Origin of the sequence: Kitasatospora sp. NPDC058243 (genome assembly GCF_042882025.1) — a bacterium.
In the GTDB taxonomy this organism is placed as follows: Bacteria; Actinomycetota; Actinomycetes; order Streptomycetales; family Streptomycetaceae; genus Kitasatospora.
In genome coordinates this window covers 1-16,813 of the sequence record NZ_JBHVWW010000111.1, presented here as the reverse complement: position 1 = coordinate 16,813, position 16,813 = coordinate 1, and the positions used below count along the sequence as shown (strand labels likewise).

4 protein-coding genes are annotated in these 16,813 nt (G+C 77.7%); all 4 read left to right on the top strand.

The genetic code is table 11. From position 1 onward, the window contains the following. Positions 1 to 4,732 (top strand): amino acid adenylation domain-containing protein (locus ACFVX9_RS38410; RefSeq protein ID WP_387986783.1); only part of this gene is annotated, 4,732 nt, incomplete at its 5' end. 4 nt (positions 4,733 to 4,736) lie between these two features. Further along, positions 4,737 to 15,782 carry an amino acid adenylation domain-containing protein gene (locus ACFVX9_RS38405; protein WP_387986780.1) on the top strand — a complete coding sequence of 3,682 codons (11,046 nt, stop codon included), beginning with the start codon at positions 4,737 to 4,739 and terminating at the stop codon, positions 15,780 to 15,782. After that, entirely contained in the window at positions 15,779 to 16,003 is a 225-nt protein-coding gene (locus ACFVX9_RS38400; protein WP_063349723.1) for an MbtH family protein, read from the top strand. The genes ACFVX9_RS38405 and ACFVX9_RS38400 overlap by 4 nt, the downstream gene beginning before the upstream one ends. A gap of 253 nt (positions 16,004 to 16,256) precedes the next feature. Continuing rightward, positions 16,257 to 16,813: dimethylarginine dimethylaminohydrolase family protein (locus tag ACFVX9_RS38395; RefSeq protein WP_387986778.1), on the top strand; the 557-nt coding region annotated here is incomplete at its 3' end.

Genomic DNA, 16,813 nt, shown 5'->3' with positions numbered 1-16,813 from the left:
GGCCCGGGCCGCCCGGGCCGGCGGTGCGGGCCCCGCCGCGGTGCTGCTCGCCGCCGCCGCCGTCCACGCGCACCGGCTGACCGGCGCCCGGGAGCTGCTGCTCGGACACTGGCGCCCGGCGCCCGGCCCGGGCGGCCGCGGCCTGGTCGTCCCGGTGCGCCTGGCCCCGGCCCCCGGGCTCAGCTTCACCGCCGTCCTCCGGCAGGCCGGCCGCGCCCTGCGCGCGGTCCGGCGCCACGGCCACCGGCCGGACCTCGACCTGCCCTGGGGCCCGTCCTCCGGGTACGGCCTGGTCACCGGGATCGCCGACAGCGCCGAGCGGGTGGCGTACGGCCCCGGGACGGTCGCCGTCCTGGCCCGCGCCTGGGGCGAGCCGCTGCCCGGCCTGTTCCTGCGTGCCGACCCCACCCCCGGCCCGGCGGACCGGGACGGGGCGTGGCGGGTCGCCGCCGGCGGCCACGGCGCCGACCCGGCGGCCCACCGCCGGCTGGTCCGGCTGCTGGCGCGGCTGGCGGCCCGGCCCGACGAGCCGATCCACTCCTTCGACCTCGCCGACGGGGACGAGCTCGCCCTGCTGCGGAAGGCCAACGCCACCGAACACGCGGTGCCCGAGACCACCGTGCCCGCCGCGTTCGCCGCCCAGCTGGCGCGGACCCCGTCCGCCGTCGCGGTGCGCGGCGGGGGAGAGGTGCTGGACTACGCCGAACTGGACGGGCGCTCCGAGCGGATCGCCCGGCTGCTCGCCGGCCTCGGTGTCGGCCGCGAGGACGTCGTCGCGGTGCTGCTGCCCCGCACGCCCGCCCTGGTCGCGGCCGTGCTGGGCGTGCTGAAGGCCGGCGCCGCCTACCTCCCGGTCGACCCGGGCCACCCGCGCGGCCGGGTGGAGTTCGTGCTCGCGGACGCCCGCCCCCGGGTGGTGCTGACCACGGCGCAGCTGGCCGCCGCCGTGCTGCCGGAGCCGGCCGCCGACGGCCCGTCCGTCGTCCTGCTGGACGAGCCCGCTGCCGTCGAGACCGCCTGCCCCGCGCCCGCCGGTCCCGAGATCGCCGAGGCGAAGCCCACCCGCCCGCTGCCCGGCAACGCGGCGTACGTCATCCACACCTCCGGCTCCACCGGGACGCCGAAGGGCGTGGTGGTCACCCACCGGGCCGTGGCCAACCTCGCCGCCTGGGCGGCGGCCGAGCTCGGCCCCGAGGCGCTCTCCCGGGTGCTCGGCTCCACCTCGCTCTCCTTCGACCTGTCGGTCTTCGAGCTCCTGGTGCCGCTGTTCACCGGCGGCAGCGTCGACCTGGTGGACAACCTGCTCACGCTGCTGGAACGCCCGGACTGGTCCGGCAGCCTGGTCAACACCGTCCCGTCCGTGTACCAGCAGGTCGCCCGCGCCGAGTGGGTGCGCGAGCGGGCGACGACCTACGTGTTCTGCGGCGAGCCGCTGCCCGCCGCGCTGGTCCGCCAGGTGCACGCCCGCAACCCGGACGCCCGGGTGCTCAACCTCTACGGCCCCACCGAGGCCATCGTGTACGCCACGGCCGGGGCGTGCCCGCCCGGCGCGGACGGTGAGCCGTCGATCGGCGTGCCGATCGGCAACGTGCGCGCCCACGTCCTCGACCCGGCCCTGCGGCCCACGCCGGTCGGCGTCACCGGCGAGCTCTACCTGGCCGGGGACTACCTGGCCCGGGGCTACGCCCACCGGCCGGGGGCCACCGCCGAGCGCTTCCTGCCCGACCCGTTCGGCCCGCCCGGCGCCCGGATGTACCGCACCGGGGACCTCGCCCGCTGGACCGCCGCCGGGGAGCTGGAGTACGCCGGCCGCACCGACCACCAGGTGAAGATCCGCGGCCACCGGATCGAACTCGGCGAGATCGAGGCCCGGTTGGCGGAGCTGGACGGCGTCCGGCGGGCCGTGGTGGTCGCCACCGACGACGGCGAGGGCGACCGCCGCACGACGGCCTTCCTGGTCGCCGCCGAGGGCCGCCCGGCCGATCCGGAGGCCGTCCGGGCGGCGCTGCGCGAGGTGCTGCCCGCACCCGTCGTCCCGGCCGCCCTGGTCTTCCTCGACGACCTCCCGACCAACGCCAACGGCAAGACCGACCGCAGCGCACTCGCCGCCCTGGCCGCCGGAACCGTGGACGGGGCGTCGCCCGAGCCCGCCGCCGCCCCGGCCGCCGGCCCCGTCGAGGTGCTGCGCGAGCTCTTCGCCGGCGTCCTCGGCCTGCCCGAAGTCGGCCCGGACGACAGCTTCTTCGCCCTCGGCGGCGACAGCATCCGCTCCATCAAGCTGCTCCGCCGGGCCCGCCGGGCCGGGCTGGCGCTCGCCCCGGAGGACGTGTTCGCGCACCCGACCCCGGCCGGACTCGCGGCCGTCGCCACCGCGCTCGACCCCGCCGACCAGGGCGCCGGCCGGCCCGCCGACGGCGAACTGCTCCCGCTGGACGCCGCCGAGCGCGCCTGGTTGCAGGCCCGGTTCCCGGGCCACCGGGACGTGCTGCCGCTGACACCGCTCCAGGAGCGGCTGCTCTTCCCCACCCAGCACAGCCAGGGCGGCGGCGGGGCCTACGTGATGCGGCTGTGGATGCTCTTCGACGGGCGGCTCGACCCGGCGGCGCTGCGCCGCGCCGTCGAGGCGCTCTGCCGCCGCCACCCGAACCTGGCGGCCGGGTTCGTCCGCCTCCCCGACGGCCGCCCGGTGCAGGTCGTCCCGGACCGCCTGCCGCCGTTCACGGAGCTGGACCTCGGCGGCCTCACGGCGGCCGAACAGGAGGCGGAGACCGAGCGGTTGGCCGCCGAGGCGAGGACCACCCGGTTCGACCCGGCCGACCCGCCGCTGATCCGCTTCACCCTGCTGCGGCTGGGCCCCGGAGAGGGCGTGGGAGCGCAGCGGTACCGGCTGGAGGTGGTCGCCCACCACACCCTGATCGACGGCTGGTCCAACCAGCTCCTCCTGCCGGAGCTGTTCGCCCTGTACCGCGACCCGGCCGGACTGCCCGAGCCGGTGCCGCTGCGCGCCCACCTGGCCTGGCTGGCCGGCCGGGACCACGAGGCCGCCCGCCGGGCGTGGCGCGAGGCCCTGGCCGCGCCGATCGAACCCACCCTGGTGACGCCGCCCGGGCTGCCGCCCGCCGACGGGTGGCCGGGCCGCCGCTACCGGCCCCTGGGCGAGGAGCGCACCGAACGGCTCGGCGCCCTCGCCGCCGGGCTGGGCATCACGCTCAACACCGTGCTCCAGGCCACCTGGGCGCTGCTGCTGGCCGAGCGGACCGGCCGCCCCGACACCGTGTTCGGGATCATCGTCAACGGCCGCTCGCCGGAGCTGCCGGGCTCCGAGTCCGTCATGGGCTTCCTCATCAACACCCTGCCGCTGCGGATCACCCTGCGGCCGGAGGAGTCGCTGGCCGGGCTGCTGACCCGGGTCCAGCGCGAGCAGGTCCGGATGATCGCCCACCAGCACCTGGGAATCCCCGCGATCCAGCGGGCGACCGGCCTCGGCGAACTCTTCGACACCGTCATGGTGTACGAGAACTTCCCGCAGTCCGGCGACCAGGGCGACGCGCTCCCGGGGGTGCGGATCACCGGTTCGGGCAGCGAGACGGCCGCGCACTACCCGCTGTCGCTGATGGCCATCCCGAGGGACGGCGGACTGGAACTCGACATCCTGCACCGGGAGGACGCCGTCGACGCCGAGGCCGCCGACGCCCTGCTGGCCCGGCTGCTGGGGCTGCTCGACACCCTCGTCGCCGAGCCGGACACCACCGTCGGCGCCCTCGGTCTGCTCGACTCCTGGCCCGCGACCGCCGGGCCCGCCCGCACCCCGCTCCCCGCCACCGACGCCACCGTCGCCGCCGTCCCCGCGCCGCCCGCCGACGGCCTGGAGCCCATGCTGGCCACCCTGCTGCCGCTGCGCTCGACCGGCACCGGCGCGCCGCTGTTCTGCGTGCACCCGGCCGCCGGGATCGGCTGGACGTACGCGGCGCTGCTGGGGCCGCTCGGCGACCGGCCGCTCTACGTCCTGCAGTCCCGCGGCCTCGACGGCCGGGGGCCGCTGCCGGCCAGCGTGGAGGAGGTGGCCGAGGACTGCGTGCGGGAGATCCGCGCCGTCCAGCCCGACGGGCCCTACCACCTGCTCGGCTGGTCGTTCGGCGGCCTGGTCGCCTACGCCGTGGCCGCCCGGCTGCAGGAGCAGGGCGCGGAGGTGGGCCTGCTCGCGATGCTCGACAGCTACGTGCTCGCCGACCTGCCCGCCCGCTCGGAGGCCGAGGTGCTCGCCGAGCAGGGCCACGTCCGTAACGCCCTGCTGCGGCTGACCGGCGTCGACCGCCCCGCCGACGCGCCCGCGCCGACCGCCGAGGAGTTCCTCGTCCTCGCCAAGGACTCCGACTCGCCGCTCTCCGTCTTCTCCGAACACCACCTGACCGCGCTCGCCGAGGTCTACGACAACAACGTCCGGCTCGGCCGGGCCTTCCGCCCCGGCCGGTACCGCGGCGACCTGCTCCTCATCGAGGCCGTTCCGGAGACCAGCGGGCCCGTCCAGGACCCGGAGAGCTGGCTGCCCCACCTCGACGGCGGCCGGCTGCTGCGGCACCGGACCGACCACGGCCACCAGGACCTCGGCGGCCCGGCCGCCCTCCTCGACCTCGCCCCGGCGCTGCTCGACCGGCTCGGTGACCCGTCCGGGCCGCACGGGTCACCGAGCCCGCACGAGCCGCACCAGCCGCACGAGCCGGAAAGGAGCTGACCGGATGTCCGCCACGCCCGCCTCTCCCGCCTCTCCCGCCCGACGACGGCCGCTCACGGCCCCGCAGTCGGGAATCTGGTTCGGCCACGAGGCCGACCCCACCCGGCGGCGGTTCACCGCCGGCCAGTACGTCCAGTTCCACGGCGCGATCGACGAGGAGCTGTTCGAACGCGCGCTGCGGGGCGTGGTGGCCGGCAGCGAGAGCCTGCGGGTGCGCTTCGAGCCGACCGCCGACGGCGCCGTCCAGATCATCGAGGACGCCGCCGACTGGCCGCTGCACCGGCAGGACCTGCGCCACCACGAGGACCCGGCCGCCGCCGCCCGCGCGTTCCTCGCCGCCGAACTCGCCCACCCCTACGACCTGACCGCCCGCCCGCCCTTCGACCACTTCCTGCTGCGGACCGGCGAGGCGGAGTACCTCTGGTACCTCCGGATGCACCACATCCTGTGCGACGGGGTGGGCGGGGCCGGGCTGATGCGCCGGGTGGCGGCCGAGTACACGGCGCTGCACGCGGGCGAGCCGGCCTCCACCGGCGTGCACGACCCGCTCCAGGCCCTGCTGGACGACGATGCCGCCTACCGCGCCTCCGCCCGGTTCCGCACCGACGCCGCTTTCTGGGCCGAGGAGTTGGCCGGCCTCGGCGACCCGCCCCGCCTCGCGGGCGGGCGCGGCGCCCCGACCGGCTCGGGCCCGCGCCCGCCGGTCGCCGTCCGGACGGAGCTGTCCGCCGAACGCTGGGCCGCTGTCCGCGAGCGCGTCGGCGCGGGCTGGACGGCGCTGTTCCCGGCCGCGCTCGCCGTCGCGCTGCACGCCGACACCGGCGAGGGCACGGCGGTGATCGGCCTCGGCGTCCGCGGACGGGACGCCGCGCTGGCCCGGCGGGCCCTCGGCATGACGGCGAACGTCGTGCCGCTGCGGCTCGCCGTCGACCCGGCCGCCACCGTCGGCGGCCTGGTGACGGCCACGGCGGACCGGGTCCGGGCCGCGCTGCGCCGCCAGCGGTACCGCTTCGAGGACCTGCTCCGCGACACCGCCGCCGCCCGGGGCGACCGGCCGCTGATCGGCCCCACCCTGAACCTGCTGCCGCTCGACCCGGGCCTGCGGTTCGGCGGGATCCCGGCCACCGTGCACGAGGTCTCGCCGGGCCTGCCCGAGGACTTCGCGCTCGGCGTCTACGACAACGGCCGCGCCACCCTGCCGGTGTTCGCCGACGCGGTCGGCGACTACCCCGAGGACACCGTCCGGGCCCACCTGGACCGGGTGCTCGACCTCGTGACGGCGCTGGCCGAGGCGCCCGAGGGGCTCCCGGTCGGCCGGCTGCGCACCGGCGGCGGAGCCGTCGCCCTGCCCGCGCCCGCGCCCGGGTCGGCGCGGACCGAGCCGGACGGCGACACCCTGGTCTCGCTGTTCGAACGGCAGGCCGCCGCCCGCCCGCAGGCACCCGCCGTGGTGCTGGGGGAGACCGTCCTCACCTACCGCGAACTCGACCTGCGCGCCGACCGGTTGGCCCGCCGGCTCGCCGCCCGGGGCGTGCGCCGCGGCGACCTGGTGGGCGTCGCCCTGCCCCGCTCGCCGGACCTGGTGGTCGCGCTGCTCGGCGTCCAGAAGGCCGGCGCCGGCTACCTGCCGCTGGATCCGGACTACCCGGTCGAGCGGCTGCGCGCGACCATCGAGGACGCCGCGCCCCGGCTCGTGGTGACGGACGACTCCGCCCGGGCGGCGCTGCCCGACGGCGTCGAGACCCTGTCCGTCGACGGCGCGGACGAGCCCGCCGACCGGACGCAGCCGCAGCGCCCCGGCCCGGACGGCGTCGCCTACGTCATCCACACCTCCGGCTCCACCGGCCGCCCCAAGGGCGTCCTGGTCACCCACCGCAACGTCACCCGGCTGCTCGCCACCACCGCCGACCGGTTCGGCTTCGGACCGGACGACACCTGGACCCTGTTCCACTCCTACGCCTTCGACTTCTCGGTCTGGGAGCTGTGGGGCGCCCTGCTGCACGGCGGCCGCCTGGTCGTCGTCCCCCGGGACACCGCCCGCTCGCCCGAGGAGTTCCTGCGGCTGCTCGCCGACGAGCGCGTCACGGTGCTCAACCAGACCCCCTCGGCGTTCACCCAGCTGGCCGCAGCCGACGCCGCCCACCCCGGCCCGAGCGCCCGGCTCGCCCTGCGCCACGTCATCTTCGGCGGTGAGCAGCTCGAACCCTGGCGGCTCGCGGACTGGTACCTGCGGCACCCGCAGGACGCGCCCCGGCTCGTCAACATGTACGGCATCACCGAGACCACCGTGCACGTCACGGCCGGCGACCTCGACGCCTCGGCCGTGGCCTCGGGCGCCGCCACCATCGGCCGGCCGCTGCCCGACCTGCGGGCGTACCTGCTGGACGCCGCCCTGCGGCCGGTGCCCGACGGCCTGCCCGGCGAGCTGTACGTGGCCGGCCCCGGCCTCGCCCGCGGCTACCTCGGCCGCCCCGCGCTGACGGCCGGCCGCTTCACCGCCGACCCGTACGGCCCGCCCGGCAGCCGGATGTACCGCAGCGGGGACCGCGCCCGCCGCCGCCCCGACGGCGAACTCGAACACCTGGGCCGCACCGACCGGCAGGTGAAGATCCGCGGCTACCGGATCGAACCGGGGGAGATCGAGGCCGCGCTCGCCGCGCTGCCCGGCATCTCCGGCGCCGCCGTCCTCGCCACCGAACGGGAGCCCGGGCGCAAGGCGCTGACCGCCTACCTGCTCGGCACCGAGGAGGCCGTCCGCGCGGCCGCCGACCACGCCCACGCGTCGCTCCCGGACCACCTGGTGCCCGCGGCCTTCGTCGCCGTCGAGGCCTTCCCGCTGACCGCCAACGGCAAGCTCGACGAGCACCGGCTGCGGGCCCGGGAGGCCAGGGCGGCGGACGGCCGGGGCCGGGCGCCCAGCGGCGAGCACGAGACCTGGCTGCACCGGCTGTTCGGCGAACTCCTCGGGGCCGACGGCTTCGGCACGGACGAGAGCTTCTTCGCCCTCGGCGGCGACTCCCTCTCGGCGAACCGGCTGGTGGTCCGCGCCCGGGCCGAGCTGCCCGCCGAGCTGTCGGCCGAACTGACCATCCGGGACGTCTTCGCGGCCCCCACCGTGGCCGGCCTGGCCGCCCGGATCGGTGCCCGTGGCGCCGCCCGCCAGGGTGCGGCAGAGGCCGGTCGGGCGCGCCCGCAGCGCCCGCAGGCCGGCCCCCGGCCGGAGCGCATCCCGCTCTCCTACGCCCAGCGCGGCCTGTGGTTCCTGCACCGGCTCGGCGAGCAGGCGTCGACCTACCACGTCCCGCTCGCCGCCCGGCTGACCGGGCCGCTCGACCTGGCCGCGCTACGGGCCGCCGCGGGCGACGTCCAGCAGCGGCACGAGAGCCTGCGCACCGTGTTCCCGGCCACCGACGGGCAGCCGTACCAGCGGATCCTCGACGACCCGCCCCTCCCGCTGACCGTCCGGCACCCCGACCCCGCCGACCTGGACGCGGCGGTGCACGAGGAGGTCCACCGCCCCTTCGACCTCGAACACGGCCTGCCCTGGCGGCTGGTGGTGTTCACCGCCGGGCCCGGCACCCACCTGCTGCTGATCGTCCTGCACCACATCACCGCCGACGAACAGTCGCTGGGCCCGCTGACCCGCGACCTCGCCGCCGGCTACGCCGCCCGGGCCCGCGGCCGGGCCCCCGAGTGGCCCCGACTGCCGCTCCAGTACGCCGACTTCACGCTCTGGCAGCGCCGGGAGCTCGGCCCGGCCGGCGAGCCCGACAGCCCGCTGGCCACCGAATTGGCGCACTGGCGCGAGACCCTGCACGCCGCGCCGGGGCGCACCGCGCTGCCGGTGGACCACGAGCCGCCGCCCGGCACGGCCCTGCGCGGGGCCGCCGCCGAGTTCCAGTGGGACGCCGAACTGGTCGCCGCAGCGGCCGAATTGGCGGCCGGCCGGGGAGCCACCCTGTTCATGGTGCTGCACGCGGCCGTCGCCTGCCTGCTCGCCCGCTCCGGAGCGGGCACCGACCTCGTCCTCGGCACGGTCACCGCCGGCCGCGCCGACCCCGCCCTGGACGACCTGGTCGGCTACTTCGCCCAGCCGCTCGCCCTGCGCACCGACCTCTCGGGCCGCCCGGGCTTCGCGGAGCTCGTCGACCGCGTCCGGCACGCCGACCTCACCGCCTTCGCCCACGACCAAGCGCCCTTCGACCGGGTCGTGGACGCCCTCGCACCCGACCGGAAACTCGGCCGCCACCCGCTGTTCCAGGTGATGATCACCCTGCACGGCGGGCGCCGGCCCGCGCTCACCCTGCCCGGCCTGTCCGGCGCACCGCACCGGTTCGAGCGGGTGATGGCCAAGTTCCCGCTGCTCTTCGAGTTCACCGAACAGCCGGACGGCACGGTGCGCGGCGTCCTGGAGTACAGCACCGGCCACTTCCGCCCCGAGACCGCCGAGCGCCTGGCGCAGGGCCTCGGCCGTCTGCTGGCGGCCGCCCTGGCCGACCCGGCGGCACCCGTCGACACCCTCGACGGCCTCGACGCCCTCGACGTCGTTGGCACCCTCGACCTGTCGGACACGCCAGGGCCGGCCGCCCGCCCGCAGCCCGTCACCGGCCCGGACGGCGGCTCGCCCGCCGAGGAGCAGCTGCGGACCCTGTTCGGCAGCGTCCTCGGCCGGGCGCGGCCCGGGCCGTCGGAGGGGTTCTTCCGGCTCGGCGGGGACAGCATCCTGGCGATCCAACTGGCCACCCGGGCCCGGTCGGCGGGAGTGCTGATCACGCCGAAGGACGTGTTCACCCACCAGACCCCGCGCGCCCTCGCCGCTGCCGCGGCCGTCGTCCCGGACGCCGGCCGCGCCCCGGCCGCCCGCCCGGCGGCGCCCGCGCCCCCGGGCGAGGTGCTGCCGCCCACCCCGATCGCGGACTGGCTGGCGGCCCGCGGCGGACCGATCCACGGCTACGCCCAGTCCCTGCTGTGCGAGGTGCCGCCCGGCGCCACCGAACACACCCTGCGCACCGCCCTCCAGCAGCTCGTCGACCACCACGACGCGCTGCGGACCCGCCTGACCGGGGCCCCGGGCGAGCCGCTCGCCTTCGAGATCCGGCCCGCCGGGACCGTCCCGGCGGCCCCGCTGCTGCACCGGATCGACCTCGCCCGCGAGGGCCTGGCCACCGCCCCCGGCCGCGACCCGGCGCCCGCCCTGCTGCAACTCGTCGCGGAACAGCGGCACGACGCCCGCCGCCGCCTCGACCCCTACCGGGGCGACCTGCTGCGGGCGGTCTGGTTCGACGGCGACCAGGGCGGCCTGCTGCTGATGGTGATCCACCACCTCGCCGTCGACGGCGTCTCCTGGCGGATCCTGCTCGACGACCTCGCCCGGGCCCACCGGGCCGCCGCCGACGGCCACCCGGCCGACCTCGCCGCCGTCCCCGTCACGGCCGCCGACTGGGCCCGTGCGCTGCGGGCCGCCGAGGCCGACCCGGCGGTCGCCGCCGACCGCGACCACTGGCACGGCCTGCTGACCGCGGGCACCGGGACCATCGGCACCCGGCCGCTGGACCGCACCCGGGACACCGTGGCCGGGGCCGAGACCCTGCGCACCACCCTGGGCGGCGGCCCGACCGCCGCCCTGCTGACCGACCTGCCCGACCGACTCGGCGCCGCCGTACCGGAGATCCTCCTCGGCGCGCTCGCCGCCGCCCTGCACGGCTGGCGCGCCCGCAGCACCGACGGCCCGCTCCTGGTGGACGTCGAGGGCCACGGCCGCGACCCGGAACTCGCCGCCCTCGACGGCCTCGACCTCTCCCGGACGCTGGGCTGGTTCACGGTCATCCACCCCGTCCTGCTGGACACCGGCCCGGCCGCGCCCGACACCGGGGGAGCGGCCCGCGTCGAGAACCTGGCCCCCGCCGGCGGCCTCGCCCCCGCCGCCGACGACCTGGCCCGCGCCGTCGCGGCCGCCCGGCAGCGCCTGCGCGCCACCCCCCACCGGGGCCTGACGTACGGGCTGCTCCAGCGGTCCGGCACGCTGCCCGACCGCCCGGCCCCGATCGCCTTCAACTACCTGGGCCGCTTCGACACCACCCGACGCGGCCCCTGGCAGCCCGTCCCCGGCACCCTGCGCGGCGAGGCCGACCCCACCCTGCCGCTCGCCCACACCCTCTCGGTCGACGCCTTCGTGGAGACCGGCCCGGACGGCCCGCGGCTGCGGGTCGAATGGGCCTGGCCGGCCGGCGTGCTGGCCGCCGACGCGGTGGCCGAACTCGCCGCCCGCTGGGAGCAGGCCCTCACCACCCTGTCGTCCGCCGGCCCGCCCCGGGCCGAGGGGCCCGCAGCCGAGGCCCAGCCCGAGGAGCCCGCCGAAACGTCCGCCGAAGCCTCCGCCGAGGCCGCCGCGCCCGCCGCCGTCCTGCTGCCCGCCACACCGCTCCAGGCCGGCCTGCTGTTCCACTCCCGCTACGCCGCCCACGACGGCCGCCGCGACCCGTACCTCGTGCAGCTCGTCCTCGACCTCACCGGCGCGATCGACCCGGAGCGGCTCCAGGACGCCGCCCGGCGGCTGCTGGCGCGCCATCCGCAGCTCGCCGGGGCCTTCACCAGCGGCGAGTCCGGCCCGCCGCAGCAGGTCGTGCCGGTCGAGGTGACGCTGCCCTGGCGCACCGTGGACCTCACCGGGCGGGCGGAGCGGGAGCAGTCCGCCACCGCCCGGCGGCTCGTGGAGGAGGACCGCCGGCCGTTCGCGGTCGACACGCCGCCGCTGATCCGCTTCACCCTGCTGCGGCTGGCCGCCGACCGGTGGCGGCTCGTCTTCACCCACCACCACCTGCTGCTGGACGGCTGGTCGGTGCCGATCGTGCTGCGCGAGCTGCTCGCGCTGCACCGGGGCGTCGACCTGCCCCCGGCGCCGTCCTACCGCCGCTACCTCGACTGGCTGGCCGGGCGCGACGACGCGGCCGCGCGCGGCGCCTGGCGCACGGCCCTCGCCGGGGCCGAGCCCACCCGGGTCGGCCGGCCCGCGCCGGCCGGCGGCGAGGGCGCCGACGACGGCCCGTCGACGAGCGTCTTCACCCTGCCCGCCGGGCTCACCGCCGGGCTGCGGGCGCGCGCCGCGCAGTGGGAGGTGACCCTCGGCTCCCTGGTGGCGACGGCGTGGGCGCTGGTGCTCTCCCACCTCACCGGCCGCGACGACGTCCTGTTCGGCACCACCGTCGCCCAGCGCCCGGCCGAACTGCCGGAGGCGGAGCGGCTCGTGGGCCTGCTGATCAACACCGTCCCGGTCCGGGCCCGGCTGCACCCGGGCGAGCCGCTGCGCGAGCTCGCCGCCCGGCTCCAGCGGGAGCGCACCGCGTTGCTGGACCACGAGCACCTGGGGCTCACCGCGGTGGAGGAGGCCGCCGGCGCCGGGCGGCTCTTCGACAGTTCGCTGGTGTTCGAGAACTACCCGCTGGACGAGGCCGGGTTCGTCGAGCCCGCGCCGGGCCTGCGGATCGGCGCCGTCGAACCGTTCGACGGCACCCACTACCCGCTCTCGCTGGTGGTGCTGCCGCGCCAGGGCGGCCTGGACGTGCGGCTCCAACTGCGCCCCGCCGAACTGGACCGGTACCTCGACGCGGACCGGCTGCGCACCTTGCTGACGGCCGCCTGCGCCACCCTGGCCGGTCCGGGCGCGGACGCGCTGACCACCGGCCGGGTCGACCTGCTGCCGCCCGTCCAGCGGGCGGGGCTGCGGGCCTGGGGCACCGGCCCGGCGGCCGACGCCGAACCGGTGTCGGTCGGCGCGCGGTTCGAGCGGCTGGCGGCCGACCACCCGGACCGGATCGCCCTGCGCCACGTCGACGGCGCCGGTACCGCCGGCACCACCACGTACGGCGCGCTGAACGCCGACGCCAACCGGCTGGCCCACCACCTGGCGGCCCTCGGGGTGCGGCCCGGCACCCGGGTCGCCGTGCGGCTGCCGCGCAGCCCGGAGGTGCCGGTGGCGATGCTGGCGCTGGCCAAGCTCGGCGCCGTCTGCGTCCCGCTGCACCCGGGGTTCCCGGCCGAGCGGCTGCGCGCGCTCGCCGCCGAGGCGGGCACCGAACTGCTGCTGGACGCCGAGCTGTTGGCGGCGGCCCGGCGGGCGGGCGGGAGTACGGACGACCCCGGCGTGGAGGTGCGGCCCGGGCAGGTCGCCCAGCTGCTGTACACCTCGGGCTCGACCGGCCGCCCCAAGGGCGTGGCGGTCACCCACCGCAACATCCTCGCCCTGGCCGACGACCCGCTGTGGCACGGCCCCGACCACGACCGGGTGCTGTTCCACTCGCCGCACGCCTGGGACGCCATGGTGTACGAGCTGCTGATGCCGCTGCTGACCGGCCGCCAGGTGGTGGTGGCCCCGCCGGGGGAGCTGACCCCGGCGGACTACGCCTGGGCCGTCGAGCGCGGCGGCGCCACCGCGGCCTGGCTGACGGCGGGCCTGTTCGACCTGCTGACCGAGCAGATCCCGGCGGCCCTGGCCCGGTTGCGCCTGATCTGCACCGGCGGCGACGTCGTCCCCCCGGCGGCGCTCGCCCGGGCCCGGCGGGCCGCGCCCGGCCAGCGGCTGCTGGACCTGTACGGGCCGGTGGAGAGCACGACCTTCGCCCTGGGCCACGAAGTCCCGGCGGGCCCGGTCCGCGAGGGCGGGGCCGTCCCGATCGGCCGCCCGCTCGCGGGGACGAGGGTGCTGCTGCTGGACGCCGCGCTGCGCCCGGTGCCGCCGGGCGTCCCCGGCGAGATCCACCTGGGCGGCGAGGGCCTGGCCGCGGGCTACCACGGCGCCCCGGCCCGGACGGCCGAGCGCTTCGTCGCCGACCCGTACGGCCCGCCGGGCGGCCGGCTGTACCGCACCGGGGACCTGGGCCGGTGGGACACCGAGGGCCGGCTGCACTTCCTGGGGCGCGCGGACCGGCAGGTGAAGATCAACGGGTTCCGGATCGAGCCGGGCGAGATCGAGGCCGCGCTGTGCGCCGAGCCAGAGGTCACCGCCGCCCGGGTGGTGCCGCACGGGGCGGGCCCGGCGGGCCGCTCGCTGGTCGGGTACGTGGTCGCCGACCGGCCGGTGGCCGCCGGCGAACTGCGCCGCCGGCTCGCCGGGCGGCTGCCGCGCCACCTGGTGCCCGCCGTGCTCGTCCCGGTCGACGCGCTGCCGCTGGACGCCAACGGCAAGGTCGACACGACCGCCCTGGGCCCGCCGCAGCGGTCGGCCCCGGGGCCGACCCGCTCGCCCCGCCGGGAGGTGCTGGCGGCGCTGTTCGCGGAGGTGCTGCGGGTGCCGGCGGTCGCGCCGGAGGACGACTTCTTCGCGCTCGGCGGCAACTCGATCGCCGCGATGCGGCTGGCCGGGCGGATCCGGTCCACCCTGGGGGTCGACGTGCCGCTCGGTGAGCTGTTCGACGCGCCCACGGTGGCCGGGCTGGACCACCGGCTCGACCGCGCCGCCCGCACCGACGGTGCCGACGGGACCGACGGCGCCGACGGCAGCGCCCCGGCGTTCGGCGACCGGACGGCCCGGCCCGACCGGCTGCCGCTCGCCCCCGCCCAACTGCGCCTGTGGACGGCCAACTACCTGGGCGAGCACCGCCCGGACTACCTCACCACCCTGGCCCTCGACCTCACCGGCGGGCTCGACCCCGCCGCGCTGCGGGCCGCTCTCGGCGACCTGGTGGCCCGGCACGAGGCCCTGCGGACCGTCCTGCCGTACGGTCCGGACGGCCCGGAGCAGCGCATCCTCGCGCCCGCCGACGACCCGCCCACCGACGCCCCGCCCGATGCCCCGCCCGCCGACGCCGACCTCGCCGAGGCCGTCCTCGCCGCCGTCCCGTCCGCCGCGCCCCGCCTCCTCGACGTCCCACCGGAGCGGCTGGACGCCTGGATCGCCGCCGAACTCGACCGCGGCTTCGACCTGTTGACCGAACCGCCGCTGCGCACCGCCCTGCTGCGCAGCGGCCCCGACCGGCACACCCTGCTGCTGGTGCTGCACCACGCGACGGTGGACGGGCACGCGCTCGAACCGCTGCTGGCCGACCTGCGGCTCGCCTACCGGGCCCGGGCGGCGGGCGGGGCGCCGCGCTGGCCGTCGCCCGCCGTCCAGTACGCCGACCACGCCCTGTGGCTGCGGCGGCGGCTCGGCGACGAGGACCGCCCGGAGAGCCCGGCCGCCCGGCAGGCCGCCTACTGGAAGGGCGCGTTGGCCGCCCTGCCGCCATGGCGGGGCCTGCCGGACGCCACCGGCGCCCCGGGCACCGGGCCGGGCGCGGCCGGCACCGTCCGCTTCGCCCTGGACCCGGGGGAGCACCGCCGGCTGGCGGCCGCCGCCCGGGCCTGCTCGGCCGGCACCGGCATGGTGGTGCAGGCGGCGTTCGCCGCCGCGCTGGGCGACCTCGGCGCGGGGCACGACCTGCCGATCGGGGTGCCGCTGGCCGGCCGGGACGACGAGGTGCTGGACGGCGTGGTCGGCTGCCTGGTCAACACCGTGGTGCTGCGGGTCGACACCTCCGGCGCCCCGACGGCCCGCACCCTGGTCGGGCGGGTCCGGGAGCGGCTGCTGGCCGCCCACGCCCATCAGAACCTGCCGTTCGACCGGGTGGTGGAACTGGTCAACCCGGTCCGGCAGGCGGGCCGCCAGCCGCTGTTCGGGGTGGCGGTCTCCCATCTGGTGCGGGCCGAGCCGGCCGACAGCGGGCGGTGGGCCGACGCCGTGGCGGTCGCCGAGCGGCCCGTCCCGGTGGCCCGCACCGCCGTGGACCTGCTGCTCCAACTGGTGGAGCGGCGGACGGCGGACGGCGCACCCGGCGGGCTGGAGTGCGCCCTGGTACACGCGCTGGACGGCTGCGACGAGCCGACCGCCCGGCGGGTGGTGGCCGCCTTCCGACGACGGGTCACCGAGTTCTGCGACGAGCTGAACAACGAGCTGAACGGCGAGTTGAACAACGAGCTGAACGACGAGCTCGACGGCGGGCTCGACGACGAGCCGGCCGACGAGTTGAACGACCTTGCCCAAGTGCACGACCACAACCACGAAGTGAGGGTCCGATGAGCAGCACCAACCCCTTCGACGACGAGCAGGGCGCGTTCCTGGTCCTGGCGAACGAGGAGAACCAGCACGCGCTCTGGCCCGCCTTCGTCGACGTGCCCGCCGGTTGGCGCAGCGTGTTCGGCGAGGAATCCCGGCAGGCCTGCCTGGACTACGTCGAGAAGAACTGGACCGACCTGCGTCCGCGCAGCCTGGCCGAGGCGATGGACGCCCGCGTCGACTGAGCGCGATCGGCCGGTCCATCAGGGCTGTTCCACCCTGGCTTAAGGATCTTCCGTCCCCCGCAAGCGAACTGACAGCATGTCAGAGGCGGGTGCGGGGCCGGCCCGCAGGAACGAGTGCGGCGCGCCTGGGTTTCCCCCACGCCCGGCCGCGCCGCCGGCGAGCCGGCCCCGGAGCCCCGCAGGCACCCGATTGCCGCCCGTCCGGACCGCAGCGCCACCGCCCGTTGTCCGAAGCCCTCACGAGGAGTCACCGATGAACGCTGTCACCCCGCGCCCCGCCGAGCGCACGGCCCGGCCCCGGCACTACCTGATGTGCCGCCCCAGCCACTTCGAGGTCACCTACGCGATCAACCCGTGGATGGACCCGGCGAAGCCGGTCGACACCGGGCTCGCCGTGGCGCAGTGGGAGCGGCTGTACGCGCTCTACCAGGAGCTCGGTCACCGGGTCGACCTGATCGACCCGATCCCGGGCCTGCCCGACATGGTCTACGCGGCCAACGGCGCCACCGTGGTGGACGGCAAGGTGCTCGGCGCCCGCTTCCGCAACGCCGAGCGCGCCGCCGAGGGCCCCGCCTACCTGGAGTGGTTCCGCGCCAACGGCTACCCCGAGCTGCACGACCCGGAGCACGTCAACGAGGGCGAGGGCGACTTCCTGGTCACCGCCGAGTACGTGCTCGCCGGGCGGGGCTTCCGCAGCACGCCGGCCGGCCACGCCGAGGCCCAGGAGTTCTTCGGGCGCCCGGTGATCGGCCTGGAGCTGATCGACCCGCGCTACTACCACCTGGACACCGCGCTGGCCGTGCTGGACGG

Excerpts from the sequence above, each read along its gene's own strand:
- ACFVX9_RS38405 (WP_387986780.1), top strand. The coding sequence starts at position 4,737 with ATGTCCGCCACGCCCGCCTCTCCCGCCTCTCCCGCCCGACGACGGCCG.
- ACFVX9_RS38400 (WP_063349723.1), top strand. The coding sequence starts at position 15,779 with ATGAGCAGCACCAACCCCTTCGACGACGAGCAGGGCGCGTTCCTGGTC.